At 70.5% G+C, this 19,711-nt stretch carries 18 protein-coding genes and 1 tRNA gene; 7 read left to right on the top strand and 12 right to left on the bottom strand.

Annotated features, from left to right (window positions below; genetic code table 11):
• The first annotated feature begins 101 nt into the window (after nt 1–101).
• A complete protein-coding gene (locus AC07DI_RS12485) occupies nt 102–1,166 on the top strand; it encodes a chitinase (RefSeq protein ID WP_478904171.1) in 1,065 nt (354 codons plus the stop codon).
• A 94-nt stretch (nt 1,167–1,260) separates the two neighbouring features.
• Here the strand turns inward: AC07DI_RS12485 and AC07DI_RS12480 are convergent, their stop codons facing one another.
• From AC07DI_RS12480 to AC07DI_RS12465, 4 genes are all read right to left on the bottom strand, one after another.
• Nucleotides 1,261–2,736: a GH1 family beta-glucosidase gene (locus tag AC07DI_RS12480; protein WP_478904169.1), complete on the bottom strand. Its 1,476-nt coding sequence runs from the start codon at nt 2,734–2,736 to the stop codon at nt 1,261–1,263.
• A 123-nt stretch (nt 2,737–2,859) separates the two neighbouring features.
• Entirely contained in the window at nt 2,860–3,759 is a 900-nt protein-coding gene (locus AC07DI_RS12475; RefSeq protein ID WP_478904167.1) for a carbohydrate ABC transporter permease, read from the bottom strand.
• A 9-nt stretch (nt 3,760–3,768) separates the two neighbouring features.
• Nucleotides 3,769–4,797, bottom strand: coding sequence for a carbohydrate ABC transporter permease (locus AC07DI_RS12470; protein ID WP_384253959.1), 1,029 nt, complete (start codon nt 4,795–4,797; stop codon nt 3,769–3,771).
• A gap of 5 nt (nt 4,798–4,802) precedes the next feature.
• Nucleotides 4,803–6,137 (bottom strand): ABC transporter substrate-binding protein, encoded by a 1,335-nt coding sequence (locus AC07DI_RS12465; protein WP_478904165.1) that lies wholly within the window; start codon nt 6,135–6,137, stop codon nt 4,803–4,805.
• A gap of 298 nt (nt 6,138–6,435) precedes the next feature.
• Between AC07DI_RS12465 and AC07DI_RS12460 the strand changes: the two genes are divergently transcribed.
• Nucleotides 6,436–7,509: a LacI family DNA-binding transcriptional regulator gene (locus tag AC07DI_RS12460; protein WP_384253963.1), complete on the top strand. Its 1,074-nt coding sequence runs from the start codon at nt 6,436–6,438 to the stop codon at nt 7,507–7,509.
• A gap of 156 nt (nt 7,510–7,665) precedes the next feature.
• On the top strand, nt 7,666–7,848 hold the full coding sequence (locus AC07DI_RS12455) for a hypothetical protein (RefSeq protein WP_478904163.1): 183 nt from the start codon (nt 7,666–7,668) through the stop codon (nt 7,846–7,848).
• Between the two features lie 127 nt (nt 7,849–7,975).
• On the opposite strand, the gene AC07DI_RS12450 is transcribed toward AC07DI_RS12455, so the two are convergent.
• Nucleotides 7,976–8,215, bottom strand: coding sequence for a chaplin (locus tag AC07DI_RS12450; protein WP_478904161.1), 240 nt, complete (start codon nt 8,213–8,215; stop codon nt 7,976–7,978).
• A gap of 281 nt (nt 8,216–8,496) precedes the next feature.
• On the opposite strand from AC07DI_RS12450, the gene AC07DI_RS12445 reads away from it, so the two are divergent.
• Nucleotides 8,497–9,075 (top strand): hypothetical protein, encoded by a 579-nt coding sequence (locus AC07DI_RS12445; protein WP_478904160.1) that lies wholly within the window; start codon nt 8,497–8,499, stop codon nt 9,073–9,075.
• A 208-nt stretch (nt 9,076–9,283) separates the two neighbouring features.
• Nucleotides 9,284–10,444, top strand: coding sequence for a hypothetical protein (locus tag AC07DI_RS12440; RefSeq protein ID WP_478904159.1), 1,161 nt, complete (start codon nt 9,284–9,286; stop codon nt 10,442–10,444).
• A 127-nt stretch (nt 10,445–10,571) separates the two neighbouring features.
• Here the strand turns inward: AC07DI_RS12440 and AC07DI_RS12435 are convergent.
• The 4 genes from AC07DI_RS12435 to AC07DI_RS12420 all read right to left on the bottom strand — a co-directional run bounded on the left by AC07DI_RS12435 (nt 10,572) and on the right by AC07DI_RS12420 (nt 13,264).
• Nucleotides 10,572–10,644, bottom strand: a tRNA-His gene (locus AC07DI_RS12435).
• 111 nt (nt 10,645–10,755) lie between these two features.
• Nucleotides 10,756–11,358, bottom strand: coding sequence for an oligoribonuclease (gene orn / locus AC07DI_RS12430; protein ID WP_384253992.1), 603 nt, complete (start codon nt 11,356–11,358; stop codon nt 10,756–10,758).
• Nucleotides 11,359–11,368: 10 nt separating this feature from the next.
• A complete protein-coding gene (locus AC07DI_RS12425) occupies nt 11,369–12,598 on the bottom strand; it encodes a helix-turn-helix domain-containing protein (RefSeq protein WP_384253995.1) in 1,230 nt (409 codons plus the stop codon).
• Between the two features lie 393 nt (nt 12,599–12,991).
• Entirely contained in the window at nt 12,992–13,264 is a 273-nt protein-coding gene (locus tag AC07DI_RS12420) for a hypothetical protein (RefSeq protein WP_384253997.1), read from the bottom strand.
• Nucleotides 13,265–13,855: 591 nt separating this feature from the next.
• Between AC07DI_RS12420 and AC07DI_RS12415 the strand changes: the two genes are divergently transcribed.
• Nucleotides 13,856–14,380, top strand: a complete 525-nt coding sequence (locus tag AC07DI_RS12415; RefSeq protein ID WP_384254000.1) for a universal stress protein — start codon at nt 13,856–13,858, stop codon at nt 14,378–14,380.
• A gap of 397 nt (nt 14,381–14,777) precedes the next feature.
• On the opposite strand, the gene glmS is transcribed toward AC07DI_RS12415, so the two are convergent.
• From glmS to AC07DI_RS12400, 3 genes are all read right to left on the bottom strand, one after another.
• Nucleotides 14,778–16,595 (bottom strand): glutamine--fructose-6-phosphate transaminase (isomerizing), encoded by a 1,818-nt coding sequence (gene glmS / locus AC07DI_RS12410; RefSeq protein WP_384254002.1) that lies wholly within the window; start codon nt 16,593–16,595, stop codon nt 14,778–14,780.
• Between the two features lie 10 nt (nt 16,596–16,605).
• A complete protein-coding gene (locus AC07DI_RS12405) occupies nt 16,606–16,863 on the bottom strand; it encodes a hypothetical protein (protein ID WP_384254004.1) in 258 nt (85 codons plus the stop codon).
• A gap of 78 nt (nt 16,864–16,941) precedes the next feature.
• Nucleotides 16,942–17,838, bottom strand: coding sequence for a DUF4429 domain-containing protein (locus tag AC07DI_RS12400; protein ID WP_478904157.1), 897 nt, complete (start codon nt 17,836–17,838; stop codon nt 16,942–16,944).
• 253 nt (nt 17,839–18,091) lie between these two features.
• On the opposite strand from AC07DI_RS12400, the gene AC07DI_RS12395 reads away from it, so the two are divergent.
• Nucleotides 18,092–19,705, top strand: a complete 1,614-nt coding sequence (locus tag AC07DI_RS12395; RefSeq protein WP_478904155.1) for a beta-N-acetylhexosaminidase — start codon at nt 18,092–18,094, stop codon at nt 19,703–19,705.
• Nucleotides 19,706–19,711: the final 6 nt, after the last annotated feature.

Genomic DNA, 19,711 nt, shown 5'->3' with positions numbered 1-19,711 from the left:
CTAAGATCCCCAACGCCCGCCCCGCATGGCCGTTTTGTCGCTCCGCGCCGGGCTAGCGTGCTGCCGCACCCCCACCCCCGTACAGCTAAGGCAGGCACGCGATGAGCAGCACGCACCGGCGCACGGTCAGCACCCGTTCCAAGGTCGTGGGAGGGCTTGTCGCCGCGGCACTCGTCGGCGGCGGCGCCTTCCTCTTCTCCGGGACGGCCCTCGCGACCAAGGCCCCGGCAGAGAAGGCCCACGCCGCGGCCGGGGCCGCGCGGGCCCCGAAGGCCGCCGCCCGGTTCGCGCCCTTCGTCGACACCTCCCTCACCCCGGCCTACGACCTGCTCGGCACGGCGGCGAAGACCGGCGTCAAGGAGTTCAACCTGGCGTTCATCACCTCCGGCGGCGGCTGCGCGCCGCTGTGGGGCGGCACCACCGCTCTCGGTGACGACAAGGTGGCCGCGCAGATCGGCGCCCTGCGTGCCAAGGGCGGCGACGTCCGCGTCTCCTTCGGCGGCCAGGCCGGCTCCGAGCTGGGTCTGAAGTGCGACGGCGCGGACGCGCTGGCCACGGCGTACGGCAAGGTCATCGACGCCTACAAGCTGACCAAGGTCGACTTCGACATCGAGGGCGCCGCCCTGCCGGACACCGCCGCGAACACCCGGAGGGCCAAGGCGATCGCCAAGCTGCAGAAGCGGCACCCCGGCCTGAACGTCTCCTTCACGCTGCCGGTGATGCCCGAGGGCCTGACCGGGCCCGGCGTCGACCTGCTGGCCGACGCCAGGAAGAACGGCGTACGGATCGGCGCGGTGAACGTCATGGCCATGGATTACGGCGCCTCCTACAGCGGCGACATGGGCACGTACGCCGTGCGGGCCGCCACCGCCACGCAGAAGCAGGCCAAGACCGCGCTCGGGCTCTCCGACGCGGCCGCCTGGAAGACCGTCGCCGTCACCCCGATGATCGGCGTCAACGACGTCGCGACCGAGGTGTTCAAGGTCGACGACGCCGCCCAGCTGGTGAAGTTCGCCAAGGCCAAGGGGCTCGGGTGGCTGTCGATGTGGTCCTCGACCCGCGACAAGGCCTGCGCGGGCGGCGCGTCCGGATCCGCGCAGCCGACGTGCTCGTCGGTCCAGCAGTCGCCGCTGGCCTACACGAAGGCGTTCGCGGCGTACAAGTAGGGAAGCCACCACCCAGAGGCGCCCCGGCCGGACTCCCCCCCCACCCGGCCGGGGCACCGCCATGCCAGTCCATGTCAGTCCAGATCAATCCTTGTCAGTCCAGGTCGGGGCCCTGCGGCAGCTCCCCGGCCGCGACCACCTTCGCGTACCAGTGGGCACTGGACTTCGGGGTGCGGGCCTGCGTCCCGTAGTCGACGTAGACCGCGCCGAACCGCTTGCTGTAGCCGTACGCCCACTCGAAGTTGTCGAGCAGCGACCAGAGGTAGTAGCCGCGCACGTCCGCGCCCTCCGCGATGGCGTCGTGCACCGCGGCGAGGTGGCCGTGCAGGTAGCGGATGCGGTCGGGATCGTGGACCTGGCCGCCCGCGCCAGGCTCGTCGTCGTAGGCCGCGCCGTTCTCCGTCACGTAGAGCGGAACCCCGGGGGCCTGAGCGGTGTACCCAAGGAGAAGGTCCTTCAGACCGGTCGGATCCACCGGCCAGTCCATGGCGGTGAGGTCACCGGGCGCCCGGTGGAAGGAGACGTGCTCGTCGGCGCCCGGCCAGGGGGAGTGGTTGCTGGCGCCGTGCCCGTCGGGGCGCGGCCCGGCGGTGCCGTCGGCGGGGGCTGCCGACACGACAGCGGGGGTGTAGTAGTTGATGCCGAGGAAATCGAGCGGGTGGTGGGCGGTGCGCAGGTCGTCGTCCCCGACGAAGGACCAGTCCGTGACGCTCGAGGTGTCCGCCAGCAGATCGTCGTCGTACGTACCGCGCAGCATGGGCCCGGTGAAGACGCGGTTGGCCAGCGCGTCGATCCGGCGCCGGGCATCCTCGTCGGCGGCCGACCCGGTGAGCGGGCGCACCGCGCTCGGGTTGAGGCTGACGCCGATCCGGGCGCGGCCCGGCAGCCCGTCGCGCAGCGCCTGGGCGCCCAGACCGTGCGCGAGGTTGAGGTGGTGAGCCGCGCGCAGGGCGGCGGCGGGGTCGGTGCGGCCCGGGGCGTGCACCCCCGAGCCGTAGCCGAGGAAGGCGCTGCACCACGGCTCGTTGAGCGTCGACCACATCTCCACGCGGTCCCCGAGCGCACCGGCGACGATCCCGGCGTACTCCGCGAAGCGGTAGGCGGTGTCCCGCTCGGGCCAGCCGCCTCCCGCCGTCGAACCGCTGGGGAAGGCATCCTCCAACTCCTGCGGGAGGTCCCAGTGGTAGAGGGTCACCATCGGCTGGATGCCGTGCGCGAGCAGCTCGTCGACGAGCGCGCGGTAGAAGTCGAGGCCGCGCTGCACGGCGGGCCCGCGCCCGGTGGGCTGCACCCGCGACCAGGAGACCGAGAAGCGGTACGCGGACAGCCCCAGGTCCGCCATGAGACGCACGTCGTCGCGCCACCGGTGGTAGTGGTCGACGGCGACGTCACCCGTGTCACCGCCGAGCACTTTGCCCGGCGTATGGCTGAACGTGTCCCAGATGGAGGGCGTGCGCCCGTCCTCCCGCACCGCCCCCTCGATCTGGTACGCGGCGGTCGCGGCGCCCCACAGGAAGCCGGGCGGAAAGGTCGGGTTGGCGGAGGCCGGATTGACGGAGGTCAGAGACATAGGAGCGCTCCCATGGGTGTTACGGAAAGGGGGGTGACGCACGGAAGGGGGAGTTGTCGTACGGGAAGGGGGAGTTGTCGTACGGAGAGGGGGAGTTGACGAATCAGTCGTACGGGCGGGGGCTCAGCCCTTGACCGCGCCCTGCATGATCCCGCCCACGATCTGCTTGCCGAACAGCACGAACGCGAGCAGCAGCGGCAGCGTGCCGAGCAGCGCGCCCGCCATGATCACGGACTGGTCGGGGATGGCCCCGCGGCCGAGCCCGGCGAGCGCCACCTGGACGGTCGGCTCGCCCTCCTGGGTCAGGGCGATGATCGGCCAGAAGAAGTCGTTCCACGCCATGACGAAGGTGAGCATGGCGAGGACCGCCATCGCGGGGCGCGCGGCAGGGAAGACCACGTGCCAGATCACGCGCCAGCTGCTCGCCCCGTCCACCCTGGCCGCCTCGATCACCTCGGTGGGCAGCGCCTCCGAGAGGTACTGCCGCATGAAGAACACCCCGAAGGCGCTGACCAGGGTCGGCAGGATGACGGACTGCAGCTGGTCGGTCCAGCCGAGGTCCGCCACCACCATGAAGAGCGGGACGACGCTGAGCTGGGGCGGCACCATCATCGTGCCGATCACGAGCAGCATCAGGAGGCCACGGAAGCGGAAGCGGAGTTTGGCGAAGGCGAAGCCCGCCAGAGTCGAGAAGAGCACGGTGCCGACGGTGATGGAGCCGGCCACGACCAGGGTGTTGAGGAGGGCCGTGCCCATGTTGGCGTCGGTCCAGGCGATCTCCAGGTTCTTGAACAGATTGCCGCCGAACCAGAAGGGAGGAGGGGTCTCGGCGAGCCGGGTGTTGTTGCGCGAGGCCGCGATCGCGGTCCACACCAGCGGGAAGAGCGAGCCGATGGTGAAGAGGATCAGTACGGCGTAGGTCACCCTGCCGCCGTGCAGCTGGCGCCCGGCGCCCCGCCTGCCGGTGCGTTTCGTGTCCTTCACGGCCCGGGTGCCGGGCCTCGTGAGCGAAGTGGTGGTCACGTCATCCCCTCACGCGCTCTTGCGGATCCGGCGGCTGATGGCCCAGTTGAGGAGACCGATCAGCACGAGAATCAGGAACATCGTCCAGGCGATCGCCGAGGACCGGCCCAGGTGCTGGTTGAACCAGCCCTGCTCGTAGAGGTAGAGGCCAAGGGTCTGGAACTGGTGGTCGGAGCCGCCGGTGGGGCTCGCGCCCTGGCTGAACAGCAGCGGCTCACCGAAGAGCTGGGTCGCCCCGATCGTCGAGACGACACAGGTGAACAGGATCGTCGGCCGCAACGAAGGGATCGTGACGTGCCGGAACTGCTGCCAGCGGCTCGCGCCGTCGAGCGCCGCCGACTCGTACAGGTCGTGCGGGATGGCCTGCATCGCCGCCAGGTAGATGAGCGCGTTGTAGCCCGTCCACCGCCAGATCACGATGGAGGAGACGGCGAACTGCGCGGACCAGTCGCCGTTCTGCCAGTCGACGGCGTCGACGCCGATCAGGCCGAGCCCCCAGTTGATGAGCCCGTGATCGGTCCTGCTGAACATCAGCACGAAGACCAGCGTCGCCGCGGCCACCGACGTGGCGTACGGGGTGAGGATCGCGACCCGGAAGAACATCGAGCCGCGCAGCCGGTAGTTGAGGAGGTGGGCCAGGCCCAGCGCCATCATCAGCTGCGGCACGGTCGAGAGGAGCCCGATGGTGAAGGTGTTGCCCAGCGCGTTCCAGAAGAACTCGTCGTCCCAGAGCCGGGTGAAGTTGCGCAGCCCCACCCACTCCATGTCGGTGGGCGTGCCGAGCTCCACGCGGTGCAGCGAGGCCCACCCCGTGTAGAGGAGCGGGAAGAGGCCGAAGGCGATGAAGAAGAGGAAGAAGGGGGCGATGTACGCATAGGGACTCCACTTGACGTCCCAGCGGTAGCGGCGGCTGCGCCGTGCCCGGCGGCGCTCGTCGGCGGGGTCCGCGGACCGGGTGCGCTCGACCGTGGTTTCGGTGCGGGGGGCCGCGCCCTCCTCCCCGTGGGAGGGCGCGGCGGTGCCGGCGTCACTCGTCATCCCGGTCACTGGTCCAAAGCGTTGTCGATCGTCTTCACGGCCTTGTTCCAGGCCTCGTCGGGAGAGGTTCCCGTCTGGTCGACGCCGAGCATCCCCGTGTCGGCCAGGTACTGGGAGATGATCCCGTCCTTGGGGCCGATGGGCTGGACCGGCACGCCCTTGGCGGCGCGGGAGAAGATCCGGCCCACGGGGGCGTTGCCGAAGTAGGGGTTCTTGGCGTCCTTGACCTCGGGCAGGGCGTACGCGGCGTCGGCGCTCGGGAAGCTGGCCCGCTCGTCGAAGAGGGTGGCGAGCTGCTTGGGCTCGGTCAGCCAGGCGGCGAGCTTGGCGGCCTCCTCCTTGTTCTTGCCCGCCTCGGGCACGGTCAGGAAGGAGCCGCCCCAGTTGCCGGGCCTGGGCGAGGGGGCGACGTCCCACTTGTCCTCGCCCTTGTCGCCCGCCTTGTCCTTGATGTAGCCGAGCATCCAGGGCGGGCAGGTGAGGGTGGCGAAGGAGCCGTTGGAGATGGCCTGGTCCCAACTGGGCTGGAACTGCTGGAGCTTGGCGGTCAGGCCCGCCTCGGCGAACTGGGCCGCGAGGTCCCAGCCGTGCTTGACCTCGGCGCTGTCCTTGTAGACCAGCTCGCCGCTCTTGTCGTAGAACTTCTCCTTGCCCGAAGCGTGCACGGCGGCCATCACGCCGGTCGCGCCGTCCACGAAGGAGGTGCCCTTGGGGGCCTTGGCCTGGTAGCGCTTGCCCGCCGCGAGGTACTTGTCCCAGTCACCGGCCCAGAGCTTGCCGACCTCCTCGCGGTCGGTGGGCAGGCCGGCCTTCTCGAAGAGGTCCTTGCGGTAGCAGATGCCGGTCGGACCGATGTCGGTACCGAGTGCGATCGTCTTGCCGTCCTTGGTGGTGCCCTGCTGCCACTTCCAGTCGAGGAAATCGTCTCTGTCGACGCCGCCGGTCTTGCCGAGGTCCATCAGCTTGCCGGAGTGGGTGGTGGTCAGCTCGGCGATGTTGCCGACCTCGACGGCCTGGATGTCGGAGAGGCCGCTGCCGCTGCTGAGGTGGGTGAGCAGGGCGGGCCAGTAGTTCTCGTTGCGCTGCACGGAGTTCTGCTTGATGGCGATGTCCGGGTGGAGCTTCTCGTACTCCTTGTAAAGACCGGCCTCCTGCAAGCCGAAGGCTCCGAAGACGCCGATCGTGAGCGTCGTCTTGCCCTTGCCGCCTCCTCCACCGCCGCCCGAGGAGCCTCCCGGCTCGTCGCCGTCGTCGGCACAGCCGGCCAGCAGGCCGGCGGCGAGAGCGGTGACGGCCGCGAGGACGGTCACCTTGCGATACGTAGAAGTCCTGTGGCGCATTACGTCCTCCTCATGCCCGGACGTGCCGACCGCCCTCGGTCAACCAGAGGTGACAGGCCGCGAGTTGGGCTGCCGGACGTGGGCGGGGGGCGTGCGGGTCGTGTAAGAGCCAGGTACGGTGGGAGCGCTCCCATGTGTGATGTCTTGAAGAGTCGCGGCTCTCCGCGGGGGTGTCAAGGCGGCGGACGCCAAGAGTTGAAGGCATCCGGCGGGCGGCGGCCGAGCCGCGCCCGGGACGGGGCCGGCCGGGCGGCCGGCGGTGGCCCGGCTGTTAGATTCGCGTCGTTGGGAGGCACAGATGGGGACTGGTCAGCCCAGGGGGCGCGGCGGGAGACGGCCCACGCTCGAAGAGGTTGCGGCCCGCGCCGGGGTCGGGCGCGGCACCGTGTCCCGGGTGATCAACGGCTCGCCCCGGGTGAGCGAGCGCACCCGTGCGGCGGTCGAGGAGGCGGTGGCCGAGCTCGGTTATGTTCCGAACACGGCGGCGCGGGCGCTCGCCGCGAATCGTACGGACTCGATCGCGGTCGTCGTCCCCGAGCCGGAGTCGCGCTTCTTCGCCGAGCCGTACTTCTCGGACATCATCCACGGCGTGGGCCAGGCCCTCGCCGACTCGGACATGCAGCTCCTGCTGACCTTCGCGGGCGACGACCGGGAACGCCGCAGGCTGGCCCAGTACCTGGCCGCGCACCGCGTGGACGGCGTGCTGCTCGTCTCGGTGCACGCCGACGACCCGCTGCCCGACCTCCTGGAGCAGTTGGAGATCCCCGCGGTCATCAGCGGCCGCAGATCGGCGGACGAGACGCTGGCCTCGGTCGACTCGGACAACTTCGCGGGAGCACGGGCCGCCGTCGGCCATCTGATGGACCGGGGCCGCCGCACGATAGCGACGATCACCGGCCGCCTCGACGTGTACGGCGCCGAGCGCCGCCTGGACGGATACCGCGACGCCCTGGAGCGCGCGGGCCGCCCGGTCGACGAGACGCTGATCGTGCAGGGCGACTTCACCGAGGAGGGTGGCCGCCGCGCGATGGCCGAACTCCTGGAACGCGCACCGCACTTGGACGCGGTCTTCGCGGGCTCGGACGTGATGGCGGCGGGCGCCCGGCAGGTACTGCGCACGGCGGGCCGCCGGATACCGGAGGACGTGGCCCTGGTCGGCTTCGACGACTCGGCGATCGCCCGCCACATGGACCCGCCCCTGACGAGCGTGCGTCAGCCGATCACGGAGATGGGCCGCACGATGACGGACGTCCTGCTCGGGGAGATCGCCGCCGCCGGACAGGCCGGAAGCGGACGGCCCGGGGGAGCGGGCCGCGGGCGCCGCCCGCAGATCGTGCTGCCCACGGAGCTGGTGGAGCGGGCCTCGTCCTGAGGGCCTGTGTCATGTCCCGGCCCCGGCCGTGCGGTGACCGGGCCGAGGAGGCCCTCGCCACGCTGCGTAACCCTTCGACATGCGCCTGTGGTCGCCACGCCCGAAGCTGTGACGGGGGGAACGAGTCCCACTGTGAAAGCACGAAGGGAACCCATCATGGGTATGAAGGACCAGTTCCAGGACAAGGCCGAGCAGCTCAAGGAGCAGGCGAAGAAGGGTCGGTCCGGCGCTCAGGACGAGGCGTCCGAGCGCAGCAGCCAGGCGAAGGACCGCGCCCGCAAGGGCCAGGAGCAGGCCCGGGACGTCGCCGACGACGCGCGGGACCGCTTCCAGTCCTGACTGTCCGGCCCTGGCCGATGTGCTGATGTCCAGGGCCCCGGCGTGAAACACGGTGGCGGCTGCAGCGCCCCGTGACCGAGCCCCCGTCTCGCGTGTCCGAGACGGGGGCTCTTCGCTACGAGAGCGGTCAGCTGTTGGCGCAGCTGTTGTTGGAGACCGGGTTCAGGAGCGCCAGGACGTCCACGCCGACGTTGCAGACGTTCACGGGGACGTGGATGGGCACCTGCACGTTGTCGCCGGAGAGGATGCCGGGGCTGTTGCCGGTCGTACCGGTGGGGCCGTCGTCGGCGAGGGCCGTACCGGCACCTCCCAGAACGGTCAGCCCCGACAGCAGCACGGCTGCGGTGAGTACACGGGCACGACGCATGGAAGACCTCCAAGGGTTCGGGAACGCGTGCGAGTCCAACTCATCGCAGTACTCGCCCGTTCGCGACCGCTGACCGCCATACGAACGACAGCGCGGGCGACGGCAGGGCCTTGAGGATCTTGTCCGCTTCGTGGCTGGAAGCGAGTCACACGAGTTTTCGCCAGGTTTGTCAATCGGGTCGCGGTAATGAGCTGAATTGCCAAGATGGCTGCTGTCCCCGCCGACCGGCCGAGCTGTCGGGCCGGCAGCGGCATGCGGCGTCGTCCACGAAGGGAAGTTCGATGGCGAACGAGCTCAAGTACGGCGACCAGATCCATCTGCAGAACGGCTACAACGGCTGGCAGGGCGGCTACCTCGACACCAACGGTCACAGCGCCGCCAGCGGCGGCAAGTACCAGGTGTCGACCGCCGATTCGCCCTCCCGGGGCAAGGGCACCGGCACCTGGGAGATCCTCTCCGCGTCCGGCAAGTCGGCGGGCCAGCCCGTCGTCAGCGGTGACGTGGTGTACCTGCGCAACCTGTACGGCGGCGACGGCGGCTACCTCGACACCAACGGTCACGCGAGTGACGTGCAGAAGACCGCGGGCGCCAAGTACGACGTGTCGACCTCCGAGGCACGGGACCGCGCGGCGGGCACCGGCCGCTGGCGCATCTTCGCCCGGAGTTCGAGCCCGGCCGACCAGAACGTCAGGGCGGGCGACGTGGTCCACCTGTGGAACCTCTATGGCGACAACGGCGGCTTCCTGGAGACCAACAACGTCTCCACGGCCACCGGCGGCAAGTACGACCTGTGCACCAACGCGTACGTCAACCGCAGCTCGGACGTCGGCGACTGGAAGATCCACAGGGCCCAGGGCTGACCGGAGCGGAACGGCACGGACAGAGCGCGGCACGAGCGGGAGCCGACCCGGTTTCACGGGTCGGCTCCCGCGCTGTTCCCGCGCGCTCGCCGCGACCGCGTGCGGACCGCCGAACGGCTTCTCCAGTGGCGGGCCGCAAGAAGCGTGCATAGAACGGGATACACGCTCACTGCGGGGCGAGGACGTCCCGCTGAAATGGAGAAGTGAAATGGCCGCTGAGTCATTCTCTGCCGCTGGGGATACGTCAGGGACCGGCGAACCTCTGGTTTCGACGTCGCTCCACTGGGGCACCGCGCAGCTCGGCGCCCCGCCACGCCCCGAGTCCGCGCCATGGCCCCAGGCAGCCGACCCCGGCACCGATCACCGCGCCGGCCCGGCCCCCGGCCCCGCCACCGGTGACGTGCCGTCGGAACGGCCCGCGCCCGCCGCCATCGACCGGTCCTCGGAAGAGCCGGTGCGGGACACCGAGGACGAAGCGGTGGAAGAGCTCATACGAGTCGCCGTGGTGTCCAGGCCCCTGGATGACGTGGTCGACCTCGTCACCCTCCTGGAGCAGTCGCCCGAGGACATGCCAACTGCCAAGTCGGTCCTCCGGCTGGCCGCTGTCGCCCGCTCCGTCGACGACGTCACCCAGCTGGTGGAACGCCTCGGTCCGCCGGAGCGCCCGGCCAACCACATGGACGAGGCCATCCGGCACGCCATCGAGGAACGACCCATTCCTGAGGTGAGCCGCCTCGTCCACCTGCTCTCCCGTCCGCCCTGCGACCCGCACAGCGGCGCCGAGGCGGTGCACGCCGCGGGTACGACCAGATCCGTCGAGGACCTGATGCAGCTGATCGGCAGCCTGCGCGACCACCGGGTCACCGACAGCGTCGAGGCCAGGACCCCGGCCGCCCCGCCGGTGCCGGCCAAGCCGCCCGCGGGGACCGTGCACGGCGCCCCGGCCGCCGCGGCCACACGCACCAAGGGCGGCACGCCGTTGGCCTGGCCGCGCCGCACGGCGGGCGTACTCCTCCTGCTCTGCGCCGCGGCCCATCTACCGCTGCGCTGGGCGGGCACGCCCACCCTCGGCCTGGCCGCCGCGGCCGGTGTCTCCTTCCTCTGTGCAGCGGCGGGCGTGGCGCTCTGCCTGAGCCGGTCGCCGGTCGTGGCCGTGGTGAGCACCTTGATCGCCGGCGCGCTGGCCGTCGGCCATCTCCTGGACGACCGCCTCGCCTCCAGAACGCTCGCCTACGTACTGCGCCCCGACGGAATGCCCGCGGCACTCCCCGCCCTGTCGGCGGTGGCAGCGACGCTGGCCGCCCTCCTGGTAGTGGCACTCACGGTCGCCGGCCTCAGGGCCGCGGCGGACAGGGCCCCGGCGGTGTAGCGGGACACGAGTGCTGGTGCAGCAGGACACGAGTGCTGGTGCAGCAGAACACGAGCGAGCGCGCACGACGAAGCGCGCACAAGAAGAAGGGCCGGCCCGCTTTCGCGGACCGGCCCTTCTTCATCAGGGTGAGTGACGGGACTTGAACCCGCGGCCACCTGGACCACAACCAGGTGCTCTACCAACTGAGCTACACCCACCATGTCCGGTCTTCTGTCGTTCTTCCGACCGGCCGAGAAAAAGTGTACAGGGTCCGAAGGGGTGCTCGCGCACACCTTTTCCGGACCCCGTACACGGGGCGTGTGCGGAGGCTAATCCGCAGGCAGGACGTGCTTGGCCGCGATCGTCCTCGCGGTGTCCGAGTCCGGTCCGGGCTGCGGGACGAAGATCGCCTCGCGGTAGTAGCGGAGCTCGGCGATGGACTCGCGGATGTCGGCGAGCGCGCGGTGGTTGCCGTTCTTGTCCGGACTGTTGAAGTACGCCCTCGGATACCAGCGCCGGGCCAGCTCCTTGACCGAGGAGACGTCGACGATCCGGTAGTGGAGGTACTCCTCCAGGGTCCGCATGTCCCGCGCGAGGAAGCCGCGGTCGGTGCCGACCGAGTTTCCGCACAGCGGAGCCTTGCGGGGCTCCTTGACGTGCTCACGTACGTACGCCAGGACCTGCTCCTCGGCGTCGGCCAGCGTGGTGCCGCCGGCCAGCTCGTCGAGGAGCCCCGAGGCGGTGTGCATGGTGCGCACCACCTCGGGCATGGTCTCCAGCGCCGCGTCCGGCGGGCGGATCACGATGTCCACACCCTCGCCGAGCACGTTCAGTTCCGAGTCGGTGACCAGTGCGGCCACCTCGATAAGTGCGTCGTCCGTCAACGAGAGCCCGGTCATCTCGCAGTCGATCCACACCATGCGGTCGTTCATGCGTCTTACCCTACGGCGCGCTCCTCTGGCCGGGCAGGGGAGCGCGTCCCGGTGCGTACGCGTCCGAGTGCGGCTTGCCGGGATCGGTGGGCACCGAGGCCGACGGACCGAGCGCGCTGGCGGCAGCCGTGCGCCGGGTCTGGGTCGGCACCGGGCCCGCCTCCACGAGGGTGGGCACCGACTGCGCCGTCGCCGCCACGGACTCCAGCGCCCGCTCGCCCTGTGGCCTGCGGGCGCGGTAGGCGGCCCGGTAGGCGGCGGGGGACGAGCCGAGCTGGCGCCGGAAGTGGCCCCGCAGCGCCACCGGCGAGCGGAAGCCGCAGCGGCCCGCGACCTCGTCGACGGAGTAGTCGGAGGTCTCCAGGAGCCGCTGTGCCTGGAGCACCCGCTGGGTGATCAGCCACTGCAGCGGCGCGCTGCCGGTCAGCGAACGGAACCTGCGGTCGAAGGTGCGCCTGCTCATGTACGCGCGCGCGGCCAGGGTCTCCACGTCGAACTGCTCGTGGAGGTGTTCCAGGGCCCAGGCGACGACCTCGGCGAGCGGGTCGGCGCCGATCTCCTCGGGTAAAGACCTGTCGAGGTAGCGCTCCTGGCCGCCGGCCCGGCGCGGTGGCACCACGAGCCTGCGGGCGAGCGCGCCCGCCGCTTCGTTGCCGTGGTCCGTGCGCACGATGTGCAGACAGAGATCAATTCCGGCCGCGGTGCCCGCGCTCGTCAGGACGTCCCCGTCGTCGACGAACAGCTCGCGCGGGTCCACGTGGACGGACGGGTAACGCTTCGCGAGCGTCGGCGCGTACATCCAGTGGGTGGTCGCGGGGCGCCCGTCGAGCAGTCCCGCCGCGGCGAGCACGAACGCGCCGGTGCAGAGCCCGACGATGCGGGCGCCCTCCTCGTGTGCGCGCCGCAGCGCGTCGAGCGCCTCCGGTGGCGGCGGAGATGTGATCGACCGCCAGGCCGGTACGACGACCGTGCCCGCCCGGCCGATCGCTTCCAGCCCCTGTGGCGCGGTGAGTTCGAGCCCGCCGGTGGTCCGCAGCGGTCCCTCCTCGCCGGCGCACACGAGCAGCCGGTAGCGGGGGACGCCGGCGTCCTGCCGGTCGATGCCGAACACGGAGAGCGGTATGGAACTCTCGAAGATGGGACCGCCGCTGAAGAGCAGCACCGCTACGATCTCCCGGCGGCGCCGCCCCGAGAGTTTCCGAGCCGTGGTCTCCGGCGCGGCAGTGGAGTCGTGGCTCATGGTGCTAAACCCCCCTCGGTCGTCGCTCCCTGTTCTTGACGTGCTTGCTGGGCCTGTCGCTCCTGCACGTTTCCCCTCGGTCCTCCACCAGTCCCCCGCCGTAATACAGTCAAGATCGAATCTACTGCGTCCCGTGCTGCCGGGGTGACCAGTTCATCACTCGGCAGATTGTCGACATGGCAACTTGGCGTGAAGCATTCGATCACGAAGCGTTGCACTCGCGCGGCCCGCTGGGAAGTGCGCCTCGGCTCCATGGCCGGTCCCCGTAGGGTGCGCGCGGCCCGAGAGCACCTTTCAGCCCTGGTCGGACGGGGGTTGAGGGGGCGTTCGGCCAGGGGATCGACGAGCCCCGGAAGTTGGCTGAAAAGCTATGGGAGCGTGTGTGTGAATCAGTCAGTCCACCGGCGCGCTGTCGGCACTGTGACGAGTGCCCCTGTGCGCCCCCGAACCCGTTCTGCTGTGCCGTCCGCGGTGCGCGTTGTTCTGTTCTGCAAGCAGTCGCGCGGCGCCCCTCTCGGACTGCCGCAGGAGTAGCCGGCAGACCCCGGTGACGGCCACGAGACCGAGCGCCGAGCCGGTGGCGCCGGCCAGTGAGGTCCCGTATCCCACGAGGACGACGGGGACCAGGACGCAGCTGAACGCCGCCCAGCGGACCACGTCGCTCACGGAATCCTGGGCGGGCGCGCCGTGCGGCGCGGGGCCACGCGGTGCCGACGCCCCGGCGGCGGAGCGGCGCTCCCGTGCTCCTTCGGGCGGGCGCCGGCGGCCGTGCGCCGGGGCGCGCCCACCGTGATCGGCTTGCTGGTTCGCTTGCGCCCACTGGGCCTGCTGACCCTCCGCGGCTTGCTCGGGTGAAGCAGGGAAGCGGGTGGAGGGTGGGGGCGCGGTCGGGAATCGAGGCACGGCGTGCTCCCTGTGGCAGTGAGGTACGGAGGTTCAACGCCCGGTCCCGCGACCGGTCACTGGGGAGGGTGCGGGGTGGCGCCGGACGGGTGGGCAAACCGCCTGTAGGAGGCAGCAACCATTGCCATACGGGCGAGGCTCGTGCATGCTCCGGTGAACGCCGGGAGGCCTGTGCAGGCCACTCCGGGGCTCGTGCGGGGGTTTACACGGGCTCTGGGCAGGAGGGGAGTGCCGCCGTACCCTTGGGGGTATGGCGTTGGGAAGATGATTCCCGGACGACCTTCCAGGTCCTGAACTTCCGCGTCACCTGAAAAAGCCGACCCTCCCACAGAGGACTCCTTCGCCGAGACACCGATGGCCGGTCACGAATTCTCCGAACCCGCGGACCGCAAGAGGCAGGTCGCTGATCCGACAGCGACCCCCCGAGCGGCGGAAGAACCACGCCACCCCTGCGACCCCGCCTTCCAGCACGGCGTCGTCGTCGGCTTCGACGGCTCGACCTCCAGCGAGCGTGCCCTCGCGTACGCGATCGGAATGGCCCACCGCTCGGGCTCCGGTCTGATCATCGTCCACGTCGCCAACCGGCTGCCCACCACGGTGTGGGCGGGGTGCGAGCCCCCGGTCTTCGTCGACGTGCCGGACCACCGCACCGAGGTGCTCGGCCTGGAGCTGGCCTGCGCGGACTATCTGTCCGAGGTGCCGTGGATCCTCGTCGAGCGCGGCGGCGACATCTGCCACGAGCTGGAGGAGGTCGGCCGCGAGTACAGCGCGGACGCGATCGTCGTCGGCTCCACGCACGGCATCGTCGGCCGCATCTTCGGCTCGGTCGCGGGACGGCTCGCCCGCCGTGCGCAGCGGCCCGTCGTCGTCATTCCGTAACACCCCCGCCCCCATGGCGAGTTGAGCGGGCGCTGAGCGGGCGACTGAGCGGACGCACCATCAACACCCGTCGTGCGGCGGCTTTGCGCGCAGATAAATCTACTCACGCGTAGAGGTGCTTTGTGCCCTTGTGAAGGGTACGTAGGCGGGTACACGCAAGGACGCCTCCACGGGAAGCGGCACCGCCACTCTCGGCCAACCTGGCCGGGGAGTTCGGGTGCTTCCTCCTGGTCCGTCCACAAATCTTCTGGGCCGGGGTAATGGGCGACCCCGGCCCCTCGAGGAACGGCCCCCTGTGTGCTGGTGGCACGCACAGGGGGCCGTTCGTGTGGAGGTTTCCACCGGTCGACGGGCGCTATTGGACTGCCACTACTGGACTGCCGCTACTCGACTGTCACTATTCGACGGTCACGGACTTCGCGAGGTTGCGCGGCTTGTCGATGTCCCGGCCGAGCGCCAACGCCGTGTGGTAGGCGAGGAGTTGCAGCGGGATGCCCATCAGGATCGGGTCCAGCTCGTCCTCGTTCTTCGGGACGATGATCGTCTGGTCGGCCTTCTCCTGCTCCTGGTGCGCGACCGCGAGGATCTTGCCGCTGCGGGCCTTGATCTCCTCGAGGGCGGCGCGGTTCTTCTCCAGGAGGTCGTCGTCCGGGACGATCGCGACCGTGGGGAGGGCGGGCTCGATGAGGGCGAGCGGGCCGTGCTTCAGCTCGGAGGCGGGGTAGGCCTCGGCGTGGATGTACGAGACCTCCTTGAGCTTGAGGGAGGCCTCGCGGGCGACGGGGTAGCCGCGTACACGACCGATGAAGAGCATCGAGCGGGCGTCCGCGTAGCTCTTGGCGATCTTCTTGATCTCGTCCTCCTGCTTGAGGATCTCCGAGATCTGGCCGGGCAGCTTGCGCAGGCCCTCGATGATCCGCTTGCCGTCGGAGACCGACAGGTCGCGGATGCGGCCCAGGTGCAGGGCGAGCAGGCCGAAGGCGACCGTGGTGTTGGTGAAGCACTTGGTGGAGACGACGCAGACCTCCGGACCCGCGTGGACGTACACGCCCGCGTCGGCCTCGCGGGCGATCGCCGAGCCGACGACGTTCACGACGCCGAGGACGCGGGCGCCCTTGCGCTTCAGCTCCTGGACGGCGGCGAGCACGTCGTACGTCTCGCCGGACTGCGAGACCGCGATGTAGAGGGTGTCGGGGTCCACGACCGGGTTGCGGTAGCGGAACTCGGAGGCCGGCTCCGCGTCGGCGGGGATGCGGGCCAGCTCCTCGATCATCTGGGCGCCGATCATGCCCGCGTGGTACGAGGTGCCGCAGCCGAGGATCTTGACGCGGCGCACCTTGCGGGCGTCGTGCGCGTCGAGGTTGAGGCCGCCGAGGTGCACGGTGGAGAAGCGGTCGTCGATGCGGCCGCGCAGCACGCGGTCCACGGCCTCGGCCTGCTCGAAGATCTCCTTGTGCATGTACGTGTCGTGGCCGCCCATGTCGTACGACTCGGCCTCCCACTCCACGGTGGTCGGCGAGGCGGTCGTGCGCGAACCCTCGGTCGTGTAGGTGCGGTAGTCGTCGGCCTTGATGGTGGCCATCTCGCCGTCGTCGAGGGTGACGACCTGGCGGGTGTGGGAGACGAGCGCGGCGACGTCCGAGGCGACGAACATCTCCTTCTCGCCGATGCCGAGGACGACGGGGGAGCCGTTGCGGGCGACGACGATGCGGTCGTTGAAGTCGGCGTGCAGGACCGCGATGCCGTACGTGCCCTCGATGTGGCGCAGGGCCTCGCGGACCTTCTCCTCCAGGGTGTCGGCCTGGGAGCGGGCGACGAGGTGGGTGAGGACCTCGGTGTCCGTCTCGGAGAGGAACTCGACGCCGTCGGCGGTGAGCTTGGCGCGCAGGTCGGAGGCGTTGTCGATGATGCCGTTGTGGACGACGGCGACCTTCTCGTCCTGGGACAGGTGCGGGTGGGCGTTCTCGTCGGAGGGGGCGCCGTGGGTGGCCCAGCGGGTGTGCGCGATGCCGGTCGTGCCCTTGAAGCGGGCGGGCACCTTGGCCTCCAGGTCACGGACGCGGCCCTTGGCCTTGACCATCTTCAGACCCGCGGCCTTGGGGCTGGTGACGGCGATGCCCGCGGAGTCGTAGCCGCGGTACTCCAGGCGCTGCAGGCCTTCGAGGAGGAGCGGGGCGACGTCACGCTTGCCGATATATCCGACGATTCCGCACATGGAGGGATTCCTAGCCGTAGACGATGCGGCGCAGCTGCCTGAGCGTGAGCTCGGGCGGCGCGACCGCGCGGTATTCGAGATCCGCCGAGATCTGCTGGAAGATCGCCGCGTTCAGCAGGCCCTGACCCTGCAGCTCGCGGTGGCGGCGACGGACGAACGCTTCGGTCGTCTCGTCGAAGTAGGCGAGCACGTCCTGGACGACCCGCAGCGCTTCGCCCCGCTGGAGCGGGGTGCTGCGGGTGAGGTGATCCACCAGGTCGTCGTGCATTCGTTGATCCTGGGGTATCGCATGCCCATTCGCAAGAATCCTGCCCGAAATCGGGCAGGGTCGTGTCGGAATGGGCGCTCACATGCGTCGTAGAACCGCCTGCTTGGCCGTCGCGAACTCGTCGTCCGTGAGAATTCCGGCCTGGCGGAGCTCGCCGAGCTCCCGCAGGCGGCGCAGCAGGGCGTCGTGGTCGTCGGCCGGGGCCTGCGGGGGCGGGGCCGGGGTGGCCGTCGCGTCGGCGGGGGCGGCCGTGAGCGACTTCGCCGCGGCGGGGGCCGCGGGGTGCGGCAGGCGCACCTGCACGGCGGCGGCCACCAGCGCCATCAGGGCGTCCTTCTTGAAGCCCCACAGCTCGACCGCGTTCGGGTCGTACTTCGCCGGGGCCTTGGTCGGGGCGTTCCGCACGGTGAACCGGAGGTGGCCGTTTTCCAGACCGGCCGCGGGCAGCCACTCCACGGCCGCGATGTCGGCGAGCGCCAGCGACCGCGGGCCCGCCGCCGACTTCGCCTCCTCCGTCTTCCAGTTCCACTCAAGCCGGACGCTCTCCCCGTCGAAGCTCGCCGTGCCGTCCCCGGCGGAGACGGACAGCGGCACGGAAGGGCCGGTGAGGAGGTAGCTGTCGCAGGGGGTGCTCGGCACCTGTTCGAGCAGGTGGGCGCCCCGGACCTCGTCGACCAGATACTCCGCGACCCCGTACCGGTCGGGCTCGACGTGCAGCTGGTACGGGTCCGCCGAGTCCGGCAGGTTCCCGCCCGTCGCCTGGAGCAGCGGATCGGCGCCGTCGCGCAGGCGCAGCCGCAACCGCCCCGACTTCTTGCCCTGTTCGAAGGCTATGCCCGTCAACGCCGCCAGGGGCACGGTCACTTCGCCCAGCGTCCTGCGCAGCAGTGAGACGTTCTTGTCGTGACCCGGCACCAGGCGCAGCGTCTCTCCGTCGAAGGTCCAGGTCCCGTCACGCTGGATGATTTCCGCCATGCGGGGATTGTCGCACCGACCACGTGGACGTACGGTCCACCCCCCTTTGCCCCCATGTCCCTCTGCCCCGCGCCTCCTTGCCCTCATGCCTCCCCGGCCGCATGCCTCCTGGCCCTTGACCCCTCGCGGGGCCCGGGTTACCAATGGGGACCGTTCGATTCGATTGCGATGCACCACAGTTGCGCCACGCGCCACCACAGACGCGCCGCACCCGTGCCCCACCGCGGCGCCGGCCCGTCGGAGGGACCCGCTTGTGAGATCGCAGACAAGATCGACACGACTACTCGGTGCGCTGCTGCTCGTGGCGGCCGCCGGAATCTCCTCGTTCGCCGCCGCGCCCGCCCCGCACCCGGCGGAGCCGCCCGTCACACCGCTAGGCCAGGTGGTGCCCGCACCCCTGAAGGCCGAGGCGGGCGGGGCCGGGTACGAGATCACCGCCAGGACCCGGATCATCGTGGGCAAGGGCGACTCCGAGGAACGGCGTGTGGGCGAGTACCTGGCCGATGTGCTGCGGCCCTCCACCGGCTACCGGCTCCCGGTCACCACCGGCAAGGGCGGCGACGGCATCCGGCTGCGCATCAGCGCCGACCCGGCGACCAGGGCGCTCGGCGACGAGGGGTACCGCCTCGTCTCCGCGCGCGGCTCCCTCACCGTCACCTCCCGGACCGGCGCGGGGCTCTTCCACGGCGTGCAGACGGTGCGCCAGCAACTGCCCGCGGCCGTCGACAGGACGACGCGGCAGCGCGGACCGTGGCGGATCGCGGGCGGCACCATCAAGGACGCGCCGCGCTACGGCTACCGCTCTACCATGCTCGACGTCTCCCGGCACTTCTTCACCATCGACCAGGTCAAGCGCTACATCGATCAGGCGGCGCTCTACAAGATGAACAAGCTGCACCTGCACCTCAGTGACGACCAGGGCTGGCGCATCGCCGTCGACTCCTGGCCGCGCCTCGCGACGTACGGCGGTTCGACGCAGGTCGGCGGCGGCAAGGGCGGCTACTACACGAAGGCGCAGTACAAGGAGATCGTCGACTACGCCGCGTCCCGGTACCTGGAGGTCGTCCCCGAGATAGACATGCCGGGGCACACCAACGCCGCACTCGCCTCGTACGCCGAGCTGAACTGCGACGGCGTCGCGCCGCCGCTCTACACCGGCACCGAGGTCGGCTTCAGCTCGCTGTGCGTGAAGAAGGACGTCACCTACGACTTCGTGGACGACGTCATCCGCGAGCTCGCCGCGATGACGCCCGGCGAGTACCTCCACATCGGCGGCGACGAGGCGCACTCCACCAGCCACGAGGACTTCGTCGCCTTCATGGACAAGGTGCAGCCGGTGGTCGCCAAGTACGGCAAGACGGTGGTGGGCTGGCACCAGCTGACCGGCGCGAAGCCCGTAGAGGGCGCCGTCGCGCAGTACTGGGGCTACGACAGGACGGGCGCCGCCGAGCGCGAGCAGGTCGCGAACGCCGCGAGGAACGGCACCAAGCTGGTCCTCTCGCCGGCCGACCGCTCCTACCTCGACCACAAGTACACCAAGGACACCCCGCTCGGACTCTCCTGGGCGGGCTACGTCGAGGTGCGGCGGTCCTACGACTGGGACCCGGGCACGTATCTGGCGGGCGCCCCGGCGGACTCCGTCATCGGCGTCGAGGCGCCGCTCTGGTCGGAGACCCTCTCCACCACCGCGCACCTCGACTACATGGCGTTCCCGCGGCTGCCCGGCATCGCCGAGCTGGGCTGGTCGCCCGCGGCCACGCACGACTGGGACACGTACAAGGTGCGGCTCGCCGCGCAGGCCCCGCGCTGGAACGCGCTGGGCATCGGCTACTACAGGTCGCCGCAGGTGCCCTGGCCCGCCGACTAGCCGGTC

The sequence above is a fragment of the Streptomyces sp. NPDC044106 genome, from assembly GCF_056433985.1.
This window is presented reverse-complemented; position numbering and strand designations above follow the sequence as displayed.

Bases quoted from the DNA above. Each gene is read 5' to 3' on its own strand.
- AC07DI_RS12465 (WP_478904165.1), bottom strand. From the start codon at position 6,137: ATGCGCCACAGGACTTCTACGTATCGCAAGGTGACCGTCCTCGCGGCC.
- glmS (WP_384254002.1), bottom strand. From the start codon at position 16,595: ATGTGCGGAATCGTCGGATATATCGGCAAGCGTGACGTCGCCCCGCTC.
- AC07DI_RS12455 (WP_478904163.1), top strand. From the start codon at position 7,666: ATGGGTATGAAGGACCAGTTCCAGGACAAGGCCGAGCAGCTCAAGGAG.
- orn (WP_384253992.1), bottom strand. From the start codon at position 11,358: ATGAACGACCGCATGGTGTGGATCGACTGCGAGATGACCGGGCTCTCG.
- AC07DI_RS12445 (WP_478904160.1), top strand. From the start codon at position 8,497: ATGGCGAACGAGCTCAAGTACGGCGACCAGATCCATCTGCAGAACGGC.
- AC07DI_RS12460 (WP_384253963.1), top strand. From the start codon at position 6,436: ATGGGGACTGGTCAGCCCAGGGGGCGCGGCGGGAGACGGCCCACGCTC.
- AC07DI_RS12400 (WP_478904157.1), bottom strand. From the start codon at position 17,838: ATGGCGGAAATCATCCAGCGTGACGGGACCTGGACCTTCGACGGAGAG.
- AC07DI_RS12405 (WP_384254004.1), bottom strand. From the start codon at position 16,863: ATGCACGACGACCTGGTGGATCACCTCACCCGCAGCACCCCGCTCCAG.
- AC07DI_RS12485 (WP_478904171.1), top strand. From the start codon at position 102: ATGAGCAGCACGCACCGGCGCACGGTCAGCACCCGTTCCAAGGTCGTG.
- AC07DI_RS12440 (WP_478904159.1), top strand. From the start codon at position 9,284: ATGGCCGCTGAGTCATTCTCTGCCGCTGGGGATACGTCAGGGACCGGC.
- AC07DI_RS12415 (WP_384254000.1), top strand. From the start codon at position 13,856: ATGGCCGGTCACGAATTCTCCGAACCCGCGGACCGCAAGAGGCAGGTC.
- AC07DI_RS12480 (WP_478904169.1), bottom strand. From the start codon at position 2,736: ATGTCTCTGACCTCCGTCAATCCGGCCTCCGCCAACCCGACCTTTCCG.
- AC07DI_RS12450 (WP_478904161.1), bottom strand. From the start codon at position 8,215: ATGCGTCGTGCCCGTGTACTCACCGCAGCCGTGCTGCTGTCGGGGCTG.
- AC07DI_RS12470 (WP_384253959.1), bottom strand. From the start codon at position 4,797: ATGACGAGTGACGCCGGCACCGCCGCGCCCTCCCACGGGGAGGAGGGC.
- AC07DI_RS12425 (WP_384253995.1), bottom strand. From the start codon at position 12,598: ATGAGCCACGACTCCACTGCCGCGCCGGAGACCACGGCTCGGAAACTC.